Source organism: Pseudomonas sp. 18058, from assembly GCF_902706155.1.
Lineage (GTDB): Bacteria > Pseudomonadota > Gammaproteobacteria > Pseudomonadales > Pseudomonadaceae > Aquipseudomonas > Aquipseudomonas rustica.
Genome location: NZ_CACSJY010000065.1, coordinates 13,512 through 31,716, shown reverse-complemented (window position 1 = coordinate 31,716; position 18,205 = coordinate 13,512). Strand labels below are relative to the sequence as shown.

At 59.7% G+C, this 18,205-nt stretch carries 15 protein-coding genes; 4 read left to right on the top strand and 11 right to left on the bottom strand.

The window, feature by feature from the left end; genetic code table 11:
* The first annotated feature begins 48 nt into the window (after positions 1 to 48).
* Entirely contained in the window at positions 49 to 1,416 is a 1,368-nt protein-coding gene (gene creD, locus GVL50_RS24975) for a cell envelope integrity protein CreD (RefSeq protein ID WP_159815413.1), read from the top strand.
* A 181-nt stretch (positions 1,417 to 1,597) separates the two neighbouring features.
* Here the strand turns inward: creD and GVL50_RS24970 are convergent, their stop codons facing one another.
* The 8 genes from GVL50_RS24970 to GVL50_RS24935 all read right to left on the bottom strand — a co-directional run bounded on the left by GVL50_RS24970 (position 1,598) and on the right by GVL50_RS24935 (position 10,849).
* Complete coding sequence (locus tag GVL50_RS24970; protein WP_159815412.1) at positions 1,598 to 2,227, bottom strand: glutathione S-transferase; 630 nt, start codon at positions 2,225 to 2,227, stop codon at positions 1,598 to 1,600.
* Between the two features lie 176 nt (positions 2,228 to 2,403).
* Positions 2,404 to 2,583, bottom strand: a complete 180-nt coding sequence (locus tag GVL50_RS24965; RefSeq protein WP_159815411.1) for a hypothetical protein — start codon at positions 2,581 to 2,583, stop codon at positions 2,404 to 2,406.
* The gene (locus tag GVL50_RS24960) at positions 2,580 to 3,710 is read right to left on the bottom strand and encodes a PepSY domain-containing protein (protein ID WP_159815410.1); all 1,131 of its coding nucleotides are present in this window, start codon (positions 3,708 to 3,710) and stop codon (positions 2,580 to 2,582) included. The genes GVL50_RS24965 and GVL50_RS24960 overlap by 4 nt, the downstream gene beginning before the upstream one ends.
* Positions 3,711 to 3,784: 74 nt before the next feature.
* Positions 3,785 to 6,211: a TonB-dependent siderophore receptor gene (locus tag GVL50_RS24955; protein WP_159815409.1), complete on the bottom strand. Its 2,427-nt coding sequence runs from the start codon at positions 6,209 to 6,211 to the stop codon at positions 3,785 to 3,787.
* Positions 6,212 to 6,453: 242 nt separating this feature from the next.
* Positions 6,454 to 7,428 carry a FecR domain-containing protein gene (locus GVL50_RS24950; protein WP_053124509.1) on the bottom strand — a complete coding sequence of 325 codons (975 nt, stop codon included), beginning with the start codon at positions 7,426 to 7,428 and terminating at the stop codon, positions 6,454 to 6,456.
* Entirely contained in the window at positions 7,425 to 7,901 is a 477-nt protein-coding gene (locus GVL50_RS24945) for an RNA polymerase sigma factor (protein WP_218959295.1), read from the bottom strand. Before GVL50_RS24945 ends, GVL50_RS24950 begins: the two co-directional genes overlap by 4 nt.
* Before the next feature lie 309 nt (positions 7,902 to 8,210).
* Positions 8,211 to 8,918, bottom strand: coding sequence for a PolC-type DNA polymerase III (locus tag GVL50_RS24940; protein ID WP_159815408.1), 708 nt, complete (start codon positions 8,916 to 8,918; stop codon positions 8,211 to 8,213).
* Positions 8,915 to 10,849, bottom strand: coding sequence for a DUF294 nucleotidyltransferase-like domain-containing protein (locus tag GVL50_RS24935; RefSeq protein ID WP_306109866.1), 1,935 nt, complete (start codon positions 10,847 to 10,849; stop codon positions 8,915 to 8,917). Before GVL50_RS24935 ends, GVL50_RS24940 begins: the two co-directional genes overlap by 4 nt.
* Positions 10,850 to 11,107: 258 nt before the next feature.
* On the opposite strand from GVL50_RS24935, the gene GVL50_RS24930 reads away from it, so the two are divergent.
* Positions 11,108 to 11,554 (top strand): response regulator, encoded by a 447-nt coding sequence (locus tag GVL50_RS24930; protein ID WP_053124502.1) that lies wholly within the window; start codon positions 11,108 to 11,110, stop codon positions 11,552 to 11,554.
* Positions 11,555 to 11,812: 258 nt separating this feature from the next.
* Here GVL50_RS24930 and GVL50_RS24925 read toward each other — a convergent pair whose 3' ends face one another.
* Complete coding sequence (locus tag GVL50_RS24925) at positions 11,813 to 13,990, bottom strand: malate synthase G (protein WP_159815406.1); 2,178 nt, start codon at positions 13,988 to 13,990, stop codon at positions 11,813 to 11,815.
* Between the two features lie 668 nt (positions 13,991 to 14,658).
* On the opposite strand from GVL50_RS24925, the gene GVL50_RS24920 reads away from it, so the two are divergent.
* The gene (locus tag GVL50_RS24920; RefSeq protein ID WP_053124497.1) at positions 14,659 to 15,177 is read left to right on the top strand and encodes a glycine cleavage system protein R; all 519 of its coding nucleotides are present in this window, start codon (positions 14,659 to 14,661) and stop codon (positions 15,175 to 15,177) included.
* Positions 15,178 to 15,400: 223 nt separating this feature from the next.
* Here the strand turns inward: GVL50_RS24920 and rarD are convergent, their stop codons facing one another.
* Positions 15,401 to 16,288: an EamA family transporter RarD gene (gene rarD / locus GVL50_RS24915; protein WP_053124495.1), complete on the bottom strand. Its 888-nt coding sequence runs from the start codon at positions 16,286 to 16,288 to the stop codon at positions 15,401 to 15,403.
* A gap of 132 nt (positions 16,289 to 16,420) precedes the next feature.
* Positions 16,421 to 17,455, bottom strand: coding sequence for a type IV pilus twitching motility protein PilT (locus GVL50_RS24910; RefSeq protein WP_159815405.1), 1,035 nt, complete (start codon positions 17,453 to 17,455; stop codon positions 16,421 to 16,423).
* 56 nt (positions 17,456 to 17,511) lie between these two features.
* Between GVL50_RS24910 and GVL50_RS24905 the strand changes: the two genes are divergently transcribed.
* Positions 17,512 to 18,198 (top strand): YggS family pyridoxal phosphate-dependent enzyme, encoded by a 687-nt coding sequence (locus tag GVL50_RS24905; protein ID WP_159815404.1) that lies wholly within the window; start codon positions 17,512 to 17,514, stop codon positions 18,196 to 18,198.
* The last annotated feature ends 7 nt before the right edge of the window (positions 18,199 to 18,205 follow it).

Sequence of the window (18,205 nt, the reverse complement as noted above, 5' to 3'; positions counted from 1 at the left end):
CCCCACACCCCATCACCAGACTCCCCCCATCAAAACAGGGAGAGTCCCATGAACAAGAATCTGACCATCAAGCTCGGCGCCATCGCGCTGCTGATCTTGCTATTGCTGATCCCGCTGTTGATGATCGATGGCGTCATCGACGAGCGCCAACAGCTGCGCGACGGCGTGCTCGAAGACATCGCCCGCAGTTCCAGTTACAGCCAGCAGGTGAGCGGCCCGGTGATGGTGGTGCCGTATCGCAAAGTGGTGCGCACGTGGAAAACCAACGAAAAAACCAATAAGCGTTACCAGGAAATCGGCGAAGAGCGCGGGCGTTTGTACTTTCTGCCCGAGCGTTTTGAGCTCGACGGCCAAGTGCAAACTGAACTGCGTAAACGCGGGATCTACGAGGCGCGACTGTTCCATGCCGACAACCGTATCAATGGCCATTTCTCACTGCCGGCGCAGTTGGGTATCAAGGAAGATTTCGCGGACTACCAGTTTGACGCGCCGTTTCTCGCCGTCGGCATCAGCGACATTCGCGGCATCGAAAACGCGTTGAAACTGGAGCTTGATGGTCAGCGTCTGGACTTTGTTCCGGGCACGGAAGTGGCCTGGCTCGGTGAGGGTGTGCGGGTCACGCTGCCGACGCTGGATACCAGCAAAACCACCGAGCTGGCGTTCGCCTTCGATCTGCAACTACAAGGCACCGGTTCGTTGCGCGTGCTGCCGGTGGGCAAGACCAGTAGTGTCAGCCTCGGCGCGAATTGGCCGCATCCGAGCTTCATCGGCAACTTCCTGCCGGCCAAACGAGAGATCAACGATCAGGGTTTCACGGCCGATTGGCAGACCTCGTTTTTCTCCACCAACCTGCAGGAAGCAATGCATCGCTGTGTGATGGGCGATTGCGAGGCGTTCAACAGCCGCAGTTTTGGCGTGAGTTTTATCGACCCGGTGGATCAGTACCTGAAGAGTGACCGAGCGATCAAATATGCGTTGCTGTTTATCGTCCTGACGTTCGCCGGTTTCTTTCTCTTCGAAGTACTGAAAAGTCTCGCGGTGCACCCGGTGCAATACGCGCTGGTCGGTGTCGCGTTGGCGTTTTTCTATCTGTTGCTGCTGTCGCTGTCGGAGCACATCGGTTTTGCCCTGGCGTATCTGCTGTCGGCCAGTGCTTGTGTGTTGCTGATCGGGTTCTACGTCTGCCACGTGCTGCGCAGCGTGCGCCATGGCTTGAGTTTTTCGGCGGGGTTGGCGGCGTTGTATGGGCTGCTTTATGGGCTGTTGAGTGCCGAGGATTACGCGCTGTTGATGGGCTCGTTGCTGCTGTTCGGCTTGCTCGGCGTGTTTATGGTGCTGACGCGCAAACTGGATTGGTACGGGATCGGGCAGAAGCCGGCCAAGCCGTTGGAGTTTGATATCGGGGTGGTGGAATGAGCCGGTCGCTGGGGTTGCGTGAGGATCAGCTGTGGAAGGATGGGTTGGTGACGCGGATTATCGGCTATTTGCCTGTGGAAGCGAGTTGCCGCCATCGCGAGCAGGCTCACTCCTACAGGGAAATGCGGTCAACTGTAGGAGTGAGCCTGCTCGCGAAGAGGCCGGAGCAGGCACCCAAAAACTAAGGCTTGGGCATCGTCGCGATCATGGACGGTCGCTGACTCACTTCAAAAAACCAGTTAGCCAGTTGCGGATTGGCCTCGCGCCAGCCCAGGTCGGGGAAGCGCAGATCCAGGTAACCCAACGCACTGGCGACGCTGATCGCGGCCACATCGAAGTGGCTGGTCAGCTCGGCAATCGCGTCGTTCTCCAACAGATTCAGCGCACGACGGATCTTCTCGCGTTGCGCCTCGAGCCATTCATCCCAGTGTTTTTCCGGGGCGCGCAGGACTTGTTCGTAACGCACCATCACCGAGGCGTCCATGATCCCGTCGGCCAGCGAGGCGAGGGTCAGACGGCGCCAGCGGGCCGAGCCTTCGCGCGGGATCAACGGGTTGCCGACGTGCTGGTGGTCGAGGTATTCGAGGATCACGCGGCTGTCATGGATGACCGTGCCGTCGGCTAGGCGCAGGGCCGGGATTTTTCCTAGCGGGTTGTCGGCATTGAGCTCGGCGCTCGGGCTGACCGGGGAGAGCACGCAGTCTTGCAGGGCAACGCGATCCTGCTGACCGGTTTCGTGGAGCAAGACCATTACTTTGCGCACGAACGGGGAGAGGGTGTTGTGGTACAGGGTCATGCTGGGGGCGGACATTGGCAGGGTCTCGATCAGAATGGTGAACGGGCAGCATAGCCTGTCAGGATGCGAGCTCAAGCCTTGCGCTGAAGCAAATGTAGGAGTGAGCCTGCTCGCGATAGCGGTAGTTCAGTCAACGGTGATGTTGAATGTGATTGCGCTATCGCGAGCAGGCTCACTCCTACAGTGGTTTCTCAGCTTCGCAGCAGTAATCCTTTAAGGGCCAGGAAGGCCGGCACACCTAGCCCGACCCAGCTCAGCGCATCCCAGATCCCGTCCCCCAGCAACGCCGCAAACAGTCCCGCCGCACTCAGAAGACCAATCACCAACGGCGTGCTGAAGACTTTCCAGAAATTCGACTGACGCGGCTTCATACAGTCGCCTCCGCCGTTTCCAGCACAGGTTTGGCAGCCTTGCGCCGCACCACCCACAGGTACACGCCGCTGCCGAGAACGATGATGGTCAGCACATCGAGCGTGGCCCAGAGAATCTTCATCGGCATGCCGCCGTAATCACCAAAGTGCAGCGGTTGCGACATGCCCATCGCGTCCATGTACCACGGTCGTTCCGCCACAGCGGTGACCTTCAGTGTGGTGGCGTCGATCAGCACTGGCGTCAGTAGGTGCGAGGTCAAGTGCGTGCCGCCCTTCATGAACACCGAGTAATGGTGTTCGCTGGAGAAGCGCGTGCCGGGGAAGGCAATGAAATCCGGTTTCATGCCCGGCGCAGCTTCGCCGGCAATGTCGAGCAAACGCGTGGCGGGCGCCAGTTGTGTCAGCGGCGGCGCATCGCGGTAAGGTTCGATCAACGCGGTCAGGGCCTCGTTGCGCCATGCGGCGATCAGCAGATCGGCGCAGGCACTGATCACGCCAGTCACGCCGACGACCAAGGCCCAGGTCAGCGTCACCACGCCAATCAGGTTATGCAGGTCGAGCCAGCGCAGCCGCGTGGATTTGTCCTGACGCACCGTGCCGAACTTCAGCCGGCGCATAAACGGCAGGTACAACACCGTCCCCGAGACAATCGCCACGACAAACAATAAACCCATAAACGCCAGCAGCAATTTGCCCGGCAACCCGGCAAACATGTCGACGTGCAGGCGCAGGATAAACAGCATCAAACCGCCGTTGGCCGAAGGGGTTTCCAGTGCTTCACCGGTGCGCGCGTCGAGCATGAAGGTGTGCGAGGAGTTCGGTTCGGTGCCGGCGGTTTTCGCCATGATCGCAAACGCAGCGTTTGGCTCTTCGTCGTCATAACCGAAGTACTGCATGACCTCGCCCGGACGATGTTTCTGCGCGGCATCCACCAGTTGTTGCAGGTTGAGTTGCGGCGTGTCGGCCGGCATCTCTCGCAACTCGGGGGCATTGCCCAGCAGATGATCGATTTCATGGCTGAAAATCAACGGCAAACCGGTCAATGCCAGCATCAGCAAAAACACGGTGCAGATCAGGCTGGTCCAGGTGTGGATAAACGACCAGCGACGAATTGTTTTACTTTTCATTTCATGACCTTCAAAAACACCAAAGCCGTCCACGAGGGACGGCCTGGTAACAGGGCCTGTTTCAGCTCAGTCGCTTACCACTTGTAAGTGGCGCTGGCGACGACGCTGCGTTGGTCGCCGTAGTAGCAATAGAAACCGTCGCAGGTGGAAATGTAGTCCTTGTCGAACAGGTTGGTCGCATTCAGTGCCAGCGACGCGCCTTTGAGGCTGTTGTCGAGACGGCCGAGGTCGTAATGCACGCTCGCGTCGAACACGGTATAGGCATCCGCCTTGCCCAGCCAAGTGTTGCCTTTGTCGCCGTAGGTGTTGCCGGTGTAACGCACGCCAGCACCCACGCCGAAACCGTCGAGCACGCCGGTGTGCCAGGTGTAGTCAGTCCACAGCGAGGCTTGCTGGTTCGGCATCAGTTGCAGACGGTTGCCCTTGTCGACGCCTTTCTGCACTTCGGACTTGGCCAGGGTGTAGGCGGCGATGACCTTGAGGTTATCGGTCACGTCCGAAACGGCTTCCAGTTCCAGGCCTTTGACTTTCACTTCGCCGGTCTGGCTGGTGATCGAAACGCCATTGACGTTGGTGTTTACGGAAACGTTTTTCTGGGTCAGGTCATACACCGCAGCGGTCAGCAGGGTTTTGCTGCCCGGTGGCTGGTACTTGATGCCCAGTTCCCACTGCTTGCCTTCGGTTGGCTTGAGCGAATCGGTGGACGTCGCGTCGGCACCAGCGGTTGGCTGGAAGGACTCGGCGTACGACAGGTACGGCACAAAGCCCGAATCGAAGACATAGCTGATCGCCGCGTTGCCGCTGAAGTTTTTGTCGCGCTGCGTGTTGGTGGCATCGCCCTTGTTGATGAACTGGGTGCTGGTGTGTACCCAGTCTTCACGGCCACCGAGGGTCAGGCGCCACTGGTCGAGAGCCATTTGATCCTGCACGTACAGGCCGGTCTGGTAGGTCTTCTGGTCGTAGTCATAAAACGCGGTAGAGCGCGGTGGACGTACGATCGGTTGCCCGTAGATCGGATTGACGACGTTGGTGGTCAAGCCATCGCCGAAAATCGAGGTGTAATTGGTGTTGCTGCGCTGGTGATCCAGGCCCAGCAGCAGGGTGTGGCGGATATCGCCGGTAGCGAAGTCAGCCTGGAAATTGTTGTCCACGGCGAACTGGCTGATGTCCTCATCGACAACCGTGGAAGTGCGACCGACGTTGCCTTGATCATCCACCATCGTGAACGGATAGGAGCCTGGAGTCAGCGCCTGGAATGCCAGATCGGACTTGGTGTAACGCAAGTTCTGCTTGAACTGCCACACATCGTTCAGACGATGTTCAAAGGCATAACCCAGCGCGTAGTAGGTGCGGTCGTAATATTCCCAATCCGGATCGCCAAGGTTCTTGTGGTGAGAAACGTCACCGAACGGCATGTCGATCTTGGTGCCCTGAATCGGCAGGAACTGGCTGGTGATGCCGGTATCGTCGCGGGTGAACTGGGTCAGCAGGGTGAACTTGGTATCGTCGTCGATGTTCCAGGTCACGCTCGGCGCGATGTTGTAACGCTTGTTGTCGACGTGGTCGATTTGGGTGCCGCTGTCGCGCACGACGCCGCTGAGACTGTAGAGAAACTGACCAGCCTCATCGATCTTGCCGGTGCTGGCGAAGTTGATCTGGCGATGGTTGTCGCTGCCGTATTGCAGCTGGATTTCACTGCTGGCTTCGGCACTTGGACGGCGACTGACCATGTCCAGCAAGCCGCCCGGAGGCGTCTGGCCGTAAACCGACGACGCCGGGCCGCGCAGCAGGGCGAGGCGGTCGAGGTTCCAGGTTTCCTGTTTCGGGTTGGCGTACACGCCTTTTGGCAGCGGCAAGCCGTCGAGGAACTGGGTCGGTTCAAAACCGCGTACACGCAACCAGTCGGCGCGGGTGTCACTGCCGAAACTGCTGGCGGTGATGCCCGGCATGTAGCGCACGGCGTCATCGAGGCTGTGCACGCTGCGGTCGTCCATTTGCTGACGGGTCGCCACGGAGATCGAGCGCGGCGCTTCGACCAGCGCGGTGTCGGTCTTGGTGCCGGCGGCGGTGCGGGTGGCGGTGTAGCCTTCGACCGGGCTCCACGCGGTTTCCAGATTCTCTACGCCGATGATCGCGGTTTCCGGCAGGGCCATCACGCCTTCAGGCACGGCAACCAGGCTGTAGGTGCCGGAAGTGCTTTGTTCCAGTTGCAGACCGGTGCCGCTCAAGGCTGCACGCAGCGCGCCGGCCGCGTCGTACTGGCCTTTGACCGGTGCCGAAGTCTTGCCCGCTGCCAGCGACGGGTTCAGCGACAGCGCGAGGCCGCCCTGGCTGGCGATCTGGTTCAGGGTGGTCGACAGTGGAGCCGCCGGCAGGTTGTAAGCGCGAACGCTGGACGCTTGTTCAGCGGCGAGCAACGGGCTGCTGATCAGCGGGGTGCTGAGGGCAATGGCGACGGCCAGCAGACTGGGGCGCAACAAGGTGTCTAGCGAACGGGACATACGGCGGCTCCTGAATGGAAATATTTCTCAATTGCCTGCTTGCCGGATGAAAATCAAAAAGTGATAGGGCTGGATGAAAATAATTTCGATTTGCGGGAAATAGTGCTGCTGATATTCGAGGTAGACCTGTTTTTTTGGCTATGGCTGGCGGCTCATTCGCGAGCAAGCCCGCTCCCACAGGGGGAATGCATTGCAAATGTGGGAGGGGGCTTGCTCCCGAAAGCGCCCGCTCAGACAGCCCATCACTCAGGCTTGGTATCAGCCTTCGCGACGGTCACCCAATAAGGCGTGTGCTGCTCAATCTGCACCGGCAACGTCGGCAGCAGCGCGCTCAAGGCCTTATCGGTGTCATGCAGCGGAAAGCTGCCAGTAATGCGCAAATCCGCCACTTCCGGCGCCACACCCAGATGCCCGCGACGATAACGCCCAAGCTCATGCACCAGATCGCCCAGCCGTGCGTTGTCGACCACCAACATGCCGCGCGTCCAGGCATCGGCGCCGGGGTTGAGGGCGACGATTGCGTCGAGCCCATCACTGCGCATGAACACCTGCTGACCTTCGTGGAGGATCTGCTCTTGCGGATTCGATTGCGGGTGCGCCGCGACAGCCGACTGCAACACGCTCAGACGCGTGCCTTCGTCTTCTCGCTTGACCAAAAACCGCGTGCCCAACGCACGCATGCTGCCTTCACGGGTTTCGACGATGAAGGGCCGCGCATCGCCGTGACCGGTTTCCACGAGGATTTCGCCTTCCTGCAGAACGATCAGTCGGCGCTTGTCATCGAATCGCACGTCAACCGCGCTGTGGGTATTGAGATTGAGCACGGTGCCATCGGACAGACGCACGATGCGCTGTTCACCGGTGGCGGTGCGCTGATCGGCGAGCCAGTAATCCAGCGGCAGATAACGTTCGCCAGCAAACAACGCCACGCCGACAACCACCACAACGCTCGCCAGACCACTGCCCAACTTGCGCACGCGGCGACGGATGCTTTCCCGGGATTGCAGCAGAGCGCTGCGGGCCGGGCCTTTGGCCACGCTGAAACGCTGATCAAGCATGCCCAACTGGCGCCAGGCCCGGGCGTGTTCTTCATTGGCCGCGTGCCACTTGGCGAATTCTTCGCGCTCCAGCGGACTGCTGGAGTCGAGGGTCAACTGCCAGGCAATCGCCGCGTCCAGCACGTGGGCCTGAACCGGTCTGGAACTGGCCGGGCTCACGTCGGCTCACCGTATAGCGCGATGTAGCACTGACGAATACCTTGCGCGAGGTACTGGCGCACACGCGGCACCGAAACGCCGAGCTTCTCGGCAATCTCGGCGTGGCCGAGGCCGTCGAGGCGGTTATAAAGGAAGGCGGCACGAGCCTTGGTCGACAGTTTGCCGAGCAAGCGGTCGATGGCCTTGAGGTCTTCGAGGATCAGTTGCTGTTCTTCCACCGACGGTTGTTCGCCTTCGGGGATCAGCATCAATTCGGTGAGGTACGCCTGTTCCAGCGCGGCGCGGCGGAAGTAATCGAACAGCAGCCCTTTGGCGATCGCCACCAGAAAGGCGCGCGGTTCGCGGGGTGTCAGCAACTCATCACGACCGAGCAGGCGTACGAAGGTGTCCTGACTCAGATCTTCGGCACGTTGCGGACAGGCCACATTGCGCCGCAGCCACGTCAATAGCCAACCGCGATGGTCGCGATACATCGCACCAACGAGTTCACTGTGAGGGCTTTGGGCTGCAGGCACCGAATATCACCGATTGGGAAATATTAACTAACGCGAATTGTTCGCGATTCTCGCAGAGGTGGGAATGGTTAGCAATTGGCCACTGGTCAGATGGCACGTTTGGATAACCCCGTAGGAGCTGCCGAAGGCTGCGATCTTTTGATCTTGTTTTTGAAGATCAAGGTCAAAAGATCGCAGCCTTCGGCAGTTCCTACAGGGAGCGTCTTTCGGCGCAGAACCTGTGGGAGCGGGCTTGCTCGCGAAGAGGCCAAAACAGGCGCTGCGAATCTAAAAGGATGGAGCTTGCTGGCGACGCTTCCACTGGCTCAACCGCTGCTGCAAATTCAACGGACTATGAATCTGCTGCCCCCGCGCCCGGCTAAACAGAATCAACGCCAACTCCGCCGTGGCCAACGCATCGGCGCTCGCGTTATGCCGTTCAAACACCTCCAGCCGAAACCACTCGATCCACTCATCCAGCCCCGCCTCGCGGATCTGCGCTTGCGGACACACCAGCGGCGCAATATCGGCGACATCCAGAAACACCTGCTGCAACTTGTGCCCCAGATGCTCCTTCACCGCACGCCCGAGCATGTGCTGATCAAACGGCGCATGAAACGCCAGCACCGGGCTGTCGCCCATAAACTCCAGCAATTCCAGCAACGCCTCGGCCGGCTCGCTGCCAGCGGCAATCGCATTCGGCCCCAACCCATGAATCAACACACTGGGGCTGAGCTTCAACTCCCGGCACTGCAAGGTGCGTTCGAACTGCTGACTGAAGTCGATCGCGCCGTCCTCGATCACCACCGCACCAATCGACAACACGCGATCCTTGTTCAGATTGAGCCCGGTGGTTTCCAGATCCAGCACCACCCAGCGTTGTTCGCGCAGGGTGCATTCGCGCAGTTCAGTGATAGCCGGCAGCTTCGCCAGTCGCCGCTGAAAATCCGCCGGCACCACCGGACTCGCCGGGCGCAGCCACGAAAACAGACTCATAGCTGATACCGCAACGTCAGGCTGCTTTGCAGGCGCTGCGCCTGACGCAGGGATTCGCGGAGGATGCGCCGGTCGAGATGATTGAGGCTGTCGGGGTCGACGCGGTTGGAGTACGGCAGATTCTCGCGCGTCTGCAACTGATGCTGTTGCATGCGCGTTTGCTGAATGAAGTGATACGCCTCTTCATACGCCGCGCCGTCCAGCCGTTCGATGACTTCTTTATCGACCAACTGACGGAAGCGCTCGAGGGTGTTGTTGGCGTCGATGCCGTTGGCTAATGCCAGCAATCGCGCGCCATCCACAAACGGCGTCAGCCCCTGAACCTTCAAGTCCAGCGTGGCTTTCTCGCCGTTCTTGCGCGCCAATACGAACTCACGGAAACGCCCCACCGGCGGACGATTGCGCAGGGCGTTCTCGGCCATCATGCGCTGGAACAAACGGTTGTCGCCGACCTGATCAAGAATGCCCCGGCGCAATTGTTCGCAGCTTTGTTCATCGCCCCAGACCACGCGCAGATCGAAATAAATGCTCGACCCCAACAGATTCTCCGGCGTCGCCTCACGAATAAACGCCGCAAAGCGCCGCGCCCATTCCGCCCGCGACAAACACAGCTCGGGGTTGCCGGCCATGATGTTGCCCTTGCACAGGGTGAAGCCGCACTGCGCTAGGCTTTGGTTGATCTGCTGGGCAATCGGCAACAGCTTGCCGCGAATCTCTGCGGCGTGCGCAGCATCGCGAGCGTCGAACAAAATGCCGTTGTCCTGATCGGTGTGCAGCGTTTGCTCGCGGCGGCCTTCGCTGCCGAAACACAGCCAACTGAACGGCACGCCGGGGTCGCCTTTTTCGGCGAGGGTAAGCTCGATCACCCGGCACACGGTGTGGTCGTTGAGCAGGGTGATGATGTGGGTGATCTGCGTCGACGAGGCGCCGTGGGCGAGCATGCGTTCGACCAGTTGGCCGATCTCGCCGCGCAGGGTCACCAGTTGTTCGACCCGTTGCGCGCTGCGAATCGTCCGCGCCAGATGCACCAGATCGACCCGTTGCAGAGAAAACAGATCGCGCTCGGAAACCACGCCGCACAAGCGCTGATCCTTGACCAGACAAACGTGGGCGATGTGCCGTTCGGTCATGGCAATCGCCGCATCGAACGCGCTGTGATCCGGCGAAAGATAGAAGGGCGCGCGGGTCATGTGGCGTTCGATGGCTTCGCTGAAATCACCGACGCCTTCGGCCACCACATGGCGCAAATCGCGCAGGGTGAAAATCCCCAGCGGTGCTTTGTTTTCGTCTACGGCGACGATGCTGCCGACCTGTTGCTCGTGCATCAGCTTCACCGCTTCGCGCAGCGGCGTGTCCGGGCTGCACGTCACCGGGTGACGCATTGCCAGTTCGCCCAGTCGGGTGTTCAGCGAGTACTGCGTGCCGAGGGTTTCCACGGCTTTCTGCTGCACTTGCTGATTGACCTGATCGAGCAGGCTGCTGACCCCGCGCAAGGCGAAATCACGGAAGGCGTTGGAAAGGGCGAACAGTTTGATGAACGCCAGTTTGTTCAGTTGCAGGCAGAAGGTATCTTCGCCGGCCAAATGCTCGGTGCGGGTCGCGCGTTCGCCGAGCAGGGCAGCCAGCGGAAAACACTCGCCGGTGGTAATTTCAAACGTGGTCTCGGTGCCGGGTTTGGTGATGTGCTGGCGTTCGCCGACCACCCGGCCCTGCTTGACGATATAGAAGTGTTCAACCGGGCCGTCAGTGGGTTTGATGATGCTCTCGCCCTGAGCGTAAAACCGCAGCTGACATTGCTCCACCAGATAAGCGAGGTGGGCGTGTTCCATCTGATTGAAGGGCGGGAAGCGCTGGAGGAATTGCAGGGTGCCCTGAATGTTCTGCAATACCGCGGTTTTCCCTGCCTGGGTGAAGGCGTCCGCTTTACTCATAACCATTACCGCAGTCTTTTTCGAATTGTTGTTGTCGGATCGTTATGGCCATGGTCGACCCCTACGGACAGGGTGCCCATTGGACGTAAGTCTAGGTTTTGCCACCATTGGCGAAGTTTCGGAGATGCCCTACGCAAACAGTCGGAAATTCCCTCGGTTACCCCCTTGGAAAAAAATCCGACGAAGTGCACATTGAAGCTCTGCCCAGCGCTGTCTGACCACTTGCCAAGGGATTGATTTGAATACTTAGAGAACGCCATGTCCGACCACGATATTTTGAGCGACGCCGAGCGAGAAGCGCTCAGCGCAGTGATGCTCGAACCCGACCTGCCGCCGCAGCGTGTGCTGATCGTCGATGACGACAAAGACGCTCGGGAGCTGTTGTCGGAGATTCTCGCGTTGGACGGCATTCGCTGCATGACCGCGGCGAGTGGTGAGACGGCATTGAAGATGCTCGCTGAAAAGCCTTCGATTGGCCTGGTGATTACCGATCTGCGCATGGGCAATGTTGATGGGCTGGACTTGATTCGGCAGGTGCGCGAGTCGGTGCGGGCGGCGATGCCGATCATCATTGTCTCGGGCGATGCCGATGTGAAGGACGCGATTGCGGCGATGCATTTGAGCGTGGTGGATTTTCTGCTCAAGCCGATTGATACGACGCAGTTGCTGGCGCTGGTGAAGCGCGAGTTGGGGATTGAGCCTTAGAAGCCCCTCACCCTAGCCCTCTCCCGGAGGGAGAGGGGACTGACCGAGGCGGATGTTCGAGATACGCCGACGTGAAATTCTTCGGTCGAACTCCGATTCTGAAAACCATGAAGATCGGCTCCCTTTCCCCCTCTACCCCTTGGGGGAGAGGGCTGGGGTGAGGGGGATGGATCTCAAGCCCAGCACAAAAATCCAATCCGCCGTCCAAACAAAAAAGCCCTGATCCAAAGATCGGGGCTTTTTCACTTCTACGCAAATTTACAGGCCGTTAGCCGCCTTGAACTCGCGACGACGACGGTGCAGAACCGGCTCGGTGTAACCGTTCGGCTGCTTGGTGCCTTCGACCACCAGTTCGACCGCCGCCTGGAAGGCGATGTTGCTGTCGAAGTTCGGGGCCAGCGGACGGTACAGCGGGTCGTTGGCGTTTTGACGGTCAACCACTGGCGCCATGCGCTTGAGGCTTTCCATCACTTGCGCTTCGGTGACCACGCCGTGGCGCAGCCAGTTGGCAATGTGCTGGCTGGAGATACGCAGCGTGGCACGGTCTTCCATCAGGCCGACGTCATTGATGTCCGGCACTTTCGAGCAACCCACACCCTGGTCGATCCAGCGCACCACGTAACCGAGAATGCCCTGGGAATTGTTGTCCAGTTCGTTCTTGATCTGCTCTGGCGTCCAGTTCGGGTTGACCGCCAGCGGGATGGTCAGGATGTCGTCGACCGACGCGCGAGCACGTTTGGCCAGTTCGGCCTGACGGGCGAACACGTCAACCTTGTGGTAATGCAGCGCGTGCAGTGCAGCGGCAGTCGGCGATGGAACCCAAGCGGTGTTGGCGCCAGCCAATGGGTGCGCGATTTTCTGCTCAAGCATCGCGGCCATCAGATCCGGCATCGCCCACATGCCTTTACCGATTTGCGCGCGACCTTGCAGGCCGGTGCTCAGACCGATATCGACGTTCCAGTTTTCGTAAGCGCCGATCCACTTCTCAGCCTTCATGTCAGCCTTGCGTACAACCGGGCCGGCTTCCATGGAGGTGTGGATTTCGTCGCCGGTGCGGTCGAGGAAACCGGTGTTGATGAACACCACGCGCTCGCTGGCCGCCTGGATGCAGGCCTTGAGGTTGACCGTGGTGCGGCGCTCCTCGTCCATGATCCCGACTTTCAGGGTGTTGCGCTTCAGGCCCAGCACGTCTTCGATGCGACCGAACAGCTCGTTGGTGAACGCCGCTTCTTCCGGGCCGTGCATCTTCGGTTTAACGATGTAGACCGAACCGGTACGGGTGTTGCGACGCGAGGTGTTGCCGTTGAGGTTGTGCATCGCCGCGAGGCAAGTGACCAGACCGTCGAGGATGCCTTCCGGCACTTCGTTACCGTCTTTGTCGAGGATCGCGTCGATGGTCATCAGGTGACCAACGTTACGCACGAACAACAGCGAACGACCGTGTAGCGTCACTTCACCGCCATTTGGCGCGGCGTAGGTGCGATCCGGGTTCATGGTGCGGGTGAAGGTCTGGCCGCCCTTGGACACGGATTCCGACAGGTCGCCCTTCATCAGGCCGAGCCAGTTGCGGTAGATCACCACTTTGTCGTCAGCATCGACGGCGGCCACGGAGTCTTCGCAGTCCATGATGGTGGTCAGCGCGGCTTCCATCAGGATGTCTTTGACGCCGGCCGGGTCGGTCTGGCCAACCGGGGTAGTAGCGTCGACCTGGATTTCGAAATGCAGACCGTTGTGTTTCAGCAGGATCGCGATTGGTGCGTTGGCGTCGCCCTGGAAACCGATCAGTTGTGCATCGTCGCGCAGGCCACTGTTGCTGCCGCCCTTGAGGGTGACCACCAGTTTGCCGTCGGCGATTTTGTAGCCGGTCGAATCAACGTGGGAGCCAGCCGCCAATGGCGCGGCTTCGTCGAGGAACGCACGGGCGAAGGCGATGACTTTGTCGCCACGCACCTTGTTGTAGCCTTTGCCTTTTTCCGCGCCACCTTCTTCGCTGATCGCGTCGGTGCCGTAGAGGGCGTCATACAGCGAACCCCAGCGGGCGTTCGAAGCATTGAGAGCGAAGCGAGCGTTCATCACCGGCACAACGAGTTGCGGGCCGGCGGTACGGGCGATTTCATCATCGACGTTTTGGGTCGTTGCCTGGAAATCAGCCGCTTCTGGCAGCAGATAACCGATTTCTTGCAGGAAGGCTTTGTAGGCCACGGCGTCGTGCGCCTGACCGTTGCGTTCCTGATGCCAGGCGTCAATACGAGCCTGGAAGTCATCGCGTTTGGCGAGTAGGGCTTTGTTCTTCGGCGCCAGGTCATGAATGACCTTGTCGGCACCTTCCCAGAATTTTTCGGCGGTGAGGCCGGTACCGGGAATGGCTTCGTTGTTCACGAAGTCGAACAGGACTTTGGCGACCTGCAGGCCACCGACTTGAACGTGTTCAGTCATTGCTTGCCTCACTCTGCTCAGCTATTTCGCTTTTCAGCTCTTCAATTTTGACAATGAAGCCTCTGGGCCATTTAAACCACAAACCTGCCGACCAGTACATGCCATTGCTGGCGGCTGGGCTGGGACCAATCAACGGCTTGGGGCCTTGCTGACGGGGCTTTCAGGGTTGCGAACAGGCTTCGGGCAGACATCGGTTCAGCGTTATGTAGTGCGCGCTGCGGCATACTACATGATGAGTTGCGCTTGTGAAAATCAGACTAATTACGTCGTTCTGCGACCTCATGTCGCATTGCGGTCACATCGCGGAACGGGATGTTCTCAAAAAACCATTGGATTGTTCCAGCTAAATATCAAAAGTTGTACACATAAATACTATTTGGCTGCTATGGCATCTGTCACATAGGGCTTGGTGGTGGGGGCAATTGTGGCGAGGGGATTTATCCCCGTTGGGTGGCGAAGCCGCCCCCTGCGTTCTGGCAGGTAAACCGAGTTGGCAGGATTTACGACTGCTGCGCAGCCGGACGGGGATAAATCCCCTCGCCACAGCTTCATGCCCAAACCCAAACCCAAACCCAGTTTTCCAGCAAGGCAGGTCGGGTCAGGCTGAATCAACGCCCTTGCCTATACTTCCCCTTCTATAACAACAGTCATGACAAGAGGGCGGCGCCATGGATCATCTCGTACTCACCGTTTTCGCCCCGGACAAGCCCGGGCAGGTCGAGCGCATTGCCCAATGCATTGCCGAGCACGGCGGTAACTGGCTGGAAAGTCGCATGTCGCGGATGGCCGGGCAGTTTGCCGGGATTTTGCGGGTGGGCGTGCCGGCAGAGGCTTACGACGAATTGGTCGATGCCCTACAAGCATTGTCGACTCACGGCATTCGCGTGTTGATCGCTGAAAGCGGTATCGAACAATCCTGCACCTGGAAACCGATCGCCATGGAACTGGTGGGCAACGACCGTCCGGGGATTGTGCGCGACATCACCCGTTTGCTCAGCGAGCAGGGCGTGAACCTCGAACGGCTGGTGACCGAAGTACGTCCGGCGCCGATGAGCAGCGAGCCACTGTTCCACGCCGAAGCGATTCTCGCCGTGCCGTTAACCTTGTCACTCGACGTGTTGCAGTCACGCCTGGAAACCCTGGCCGATGACTTGATGGTTGAACTGGTGTTACGCACAGACCTTTAAGCGCCAATCAGGTTATCCAGTTTTAACGTGCACCTGCCTGTGGATAACCTGTAGAGACTGCGCGCAACGCCACGCCCGCCGTGGCTTTGCTGGAGTTGATCAAAAAACCGCCAGCATTCAGTGACTTGCACACAAACTGCGGGGATCACGCTGTGGATAACCTTGGGAAGGAACGTTGCAGGCCACGAGAACCGTGGCCTGCGGAGGTTTGTGTGTTTTTTGATCAGCTGCGCCGGCGCAAACTTATCCACGCATCGACGCTGTACACTGCCAGACCGGCCCAAATAAACATGAACGCCACCAGCGTGCTGGACGACAAGTGCTCGCCAAACAGCAGCACCGCTTGCAGCAGAACCAGCGTCGGCGCGAGGTATTGCAGGAAGCCCAGCGTGGTGTAGGGCAAATGCCGCGCGGCTGCGTTGAAACACACCAGCGGCACCAGCGTCACCGGGCCGGCGGCGACCAGCCACCAGGCTTGCGAGGTTGTCCAGAACTCAGGTTGCGCGCTGGTTGCGGTCTGGTTGAACAACAGCCAGGCGATGGCAATCGGCACCAGCATCCAGGTTTCCACCACCAGACCCGGCAACGCCTTGACTGGCGCCTGTTTGCGGATCAGCCCATAAAAACCGAAGGTCAGCGCCAGCACCAGCGACACCCACGGCAGACTGCCGACCTGCCAGACCTGCTGCGCCACACCCACCGCGGCCAGCCCAACCGCAATCCACTGCATCCGCCGCAGACGCTCGCCGAGAATCATCATCCCCAGCAACACGTTGACCAGCGGGTTGATGTAGTAGCCGAGGCTCGCTTCCAGCATGCGTCCGTTGTTCACCGACCACACATACGTCAGCCAGTTGGCCGCGATCAGCGTGCCGCTCAAGGCCAGAATCGCCAGACGCTTGGGGTTGTCGAGCAACTCGCGCAGCCAGCCCGGGTGTTTCCACACCATCAGCAGCAACGCGCCGAACAGTGCCGACCACAGCACCCGATGGATGATGATCTCGACTGCCGGTACTTCGGCGATGGCTTTGAAATAGATCGGGAACAGGCCCCAGATGATGTAGGCCGTGAGGCCCAGAATATACCCGCGACGCGGGTTGGCAGCTTGCATGCAGAATCCTTGCTTAGGCAGCTAACAAAGGAGGGGATTGTAAGGAGGTTTGCCAGCGAATGCCGTAGCTGATTGGTCAGGAATGTGTGAACGAAGGATTGAGCCTCCACCGGGGAGGCTGAATAAAAGCGATCAGATATTATCCGGCGTCCGCGCTTTCTCCCGCGCATGCTCGCGGCTGATCAAGCCTTTGCTCACCAAATCTTTCAGGCACATGTCGAGGGTCTGCATGCCCAGCGAGCCACCGGTCTGAATCGCCGAATACATCTGCGCGACTTTGTCTTCGCGGATCAAATTACGGATTGCCGATGTACCAAGCATGATCTCGTGCGCCGCGACCCGACCGCCGCCGATCTTCTTGATCAGCGTCTGTGAGACCACCGCCAGCAAGGACTCCGAGAGCATTGAGCGCACCATCGATTTCTCGTCACCGGGGAACACGTCCACCACCCGGTCGATGGTTTTCGCTGCCGACGTGGTGTGCAGGGTGCCGAACACCAGATGCCCGGTTTCAGCAGCGGTCAGCGCCAGGCGAATGGTTTCCAGGTCGCGCATCTCACCGACGAGAATCACGTCCGGGTCCTCCCTTAACGCTGAGCGTAATGCCGTGGCGAAACTGCGCGTATCGCGGTGGACTTCGCGCTGATTGATTAAACATTTGCGCGATTCGTGAACGAATTCGATCGGGTCTTCGATGGTCAGGATGTGGTGATGGCGACGGTTGTTGAGGTAATCGATCATCGCCGCCAGCGTGGTCGACTTGCCCGAGCCGGTCGGCCCGGTGACCAGTACCAGCCCGCGCGGCGCGTCGGTGATCTTGCGGAAAACATCGCCCATGGCGAGGTCGTCCATGCTCAGCACTTTTGACGGAATGGTACGGAATACGGCGCCGGCGCCACGGTTCTGGTTGAAGGCATTGACCCGAAAGCGCGCCACGCCGGGGACTTCGAAGGAAAAGTCGGTTTCCAGATGTTTCTCGAAGTCGACCCGCTGGGTGTCGTTCATGATGTCGTAGATCAGTTCGTGCACTTGCTTGTGATCCAGCGGCGGCAGATTGATCCGCCGCACATCGCCGTCGACGCGGATCATCGGCGGCAGACCGGCCGACAGGTGCAGGTCGGACGCGCCTTGTTTGGCGCTGAAGGCCAGCAGTTCAGTGATATCCATAGCGTTCCTCAATTCCAGTAGAATGCCGCGAACCTTCAGACCGCTGGCGCCTCTTGATGTCCACGATAGCAGACAACATTTCCCACGTTGGTTCGCGCATCCAGACCGCGACCCAAGCCGCACACCGTCCTGAAAACAGCGTCCAGTTGCTCGCCGTGAGCAAGACCAAACCGGCCCAGGCCCTGCGCGAAGCGTATGCCGCCGGCCTGCGCGACTTTGGTGAGAACTACCTGCAGGAAGCCTTGAGCAAACAGCTCGAACTGGCTGACCTGCCCTTGATCTGGCACTTCATCGGCCCCATTCAATCGAACAAGACTCGCGCGATTGCCGAGCATTTCGACTGGGTGCACTCCGTGGATCGCCTGAAAATCGCTCAACGTCTGTCCGAACAGCGCCCGGCCGAACTGCCGCCGCTGAACATCTGCATTCAGGTCAACGTCAGCGGTGAGGCGAGTAAATCCGGCTGCACGCCTGACGATCTGCCGGCATTGGCCGCGGCCATCAGCGCTTTGCCGCGCATGAAACTGCGCGGCTTGATGGCGATTCCCGAGCCGACCGACGACCGCGCCGAGCAAGACGCGGCCTTCGCCGCCGTGCAGAAATTGCAGGCGAGCCTCGATTTGCCGCTCGACACACTTTCCATGGGCATGAGCCACGACCTTGAGTCGGCCATCGCCCAAGGCGCCACTTGGGTGCGTATCGGTACGGCCCTGTTTGGCGCCCGCGACTATTCCCAATCTTGAACGTTTG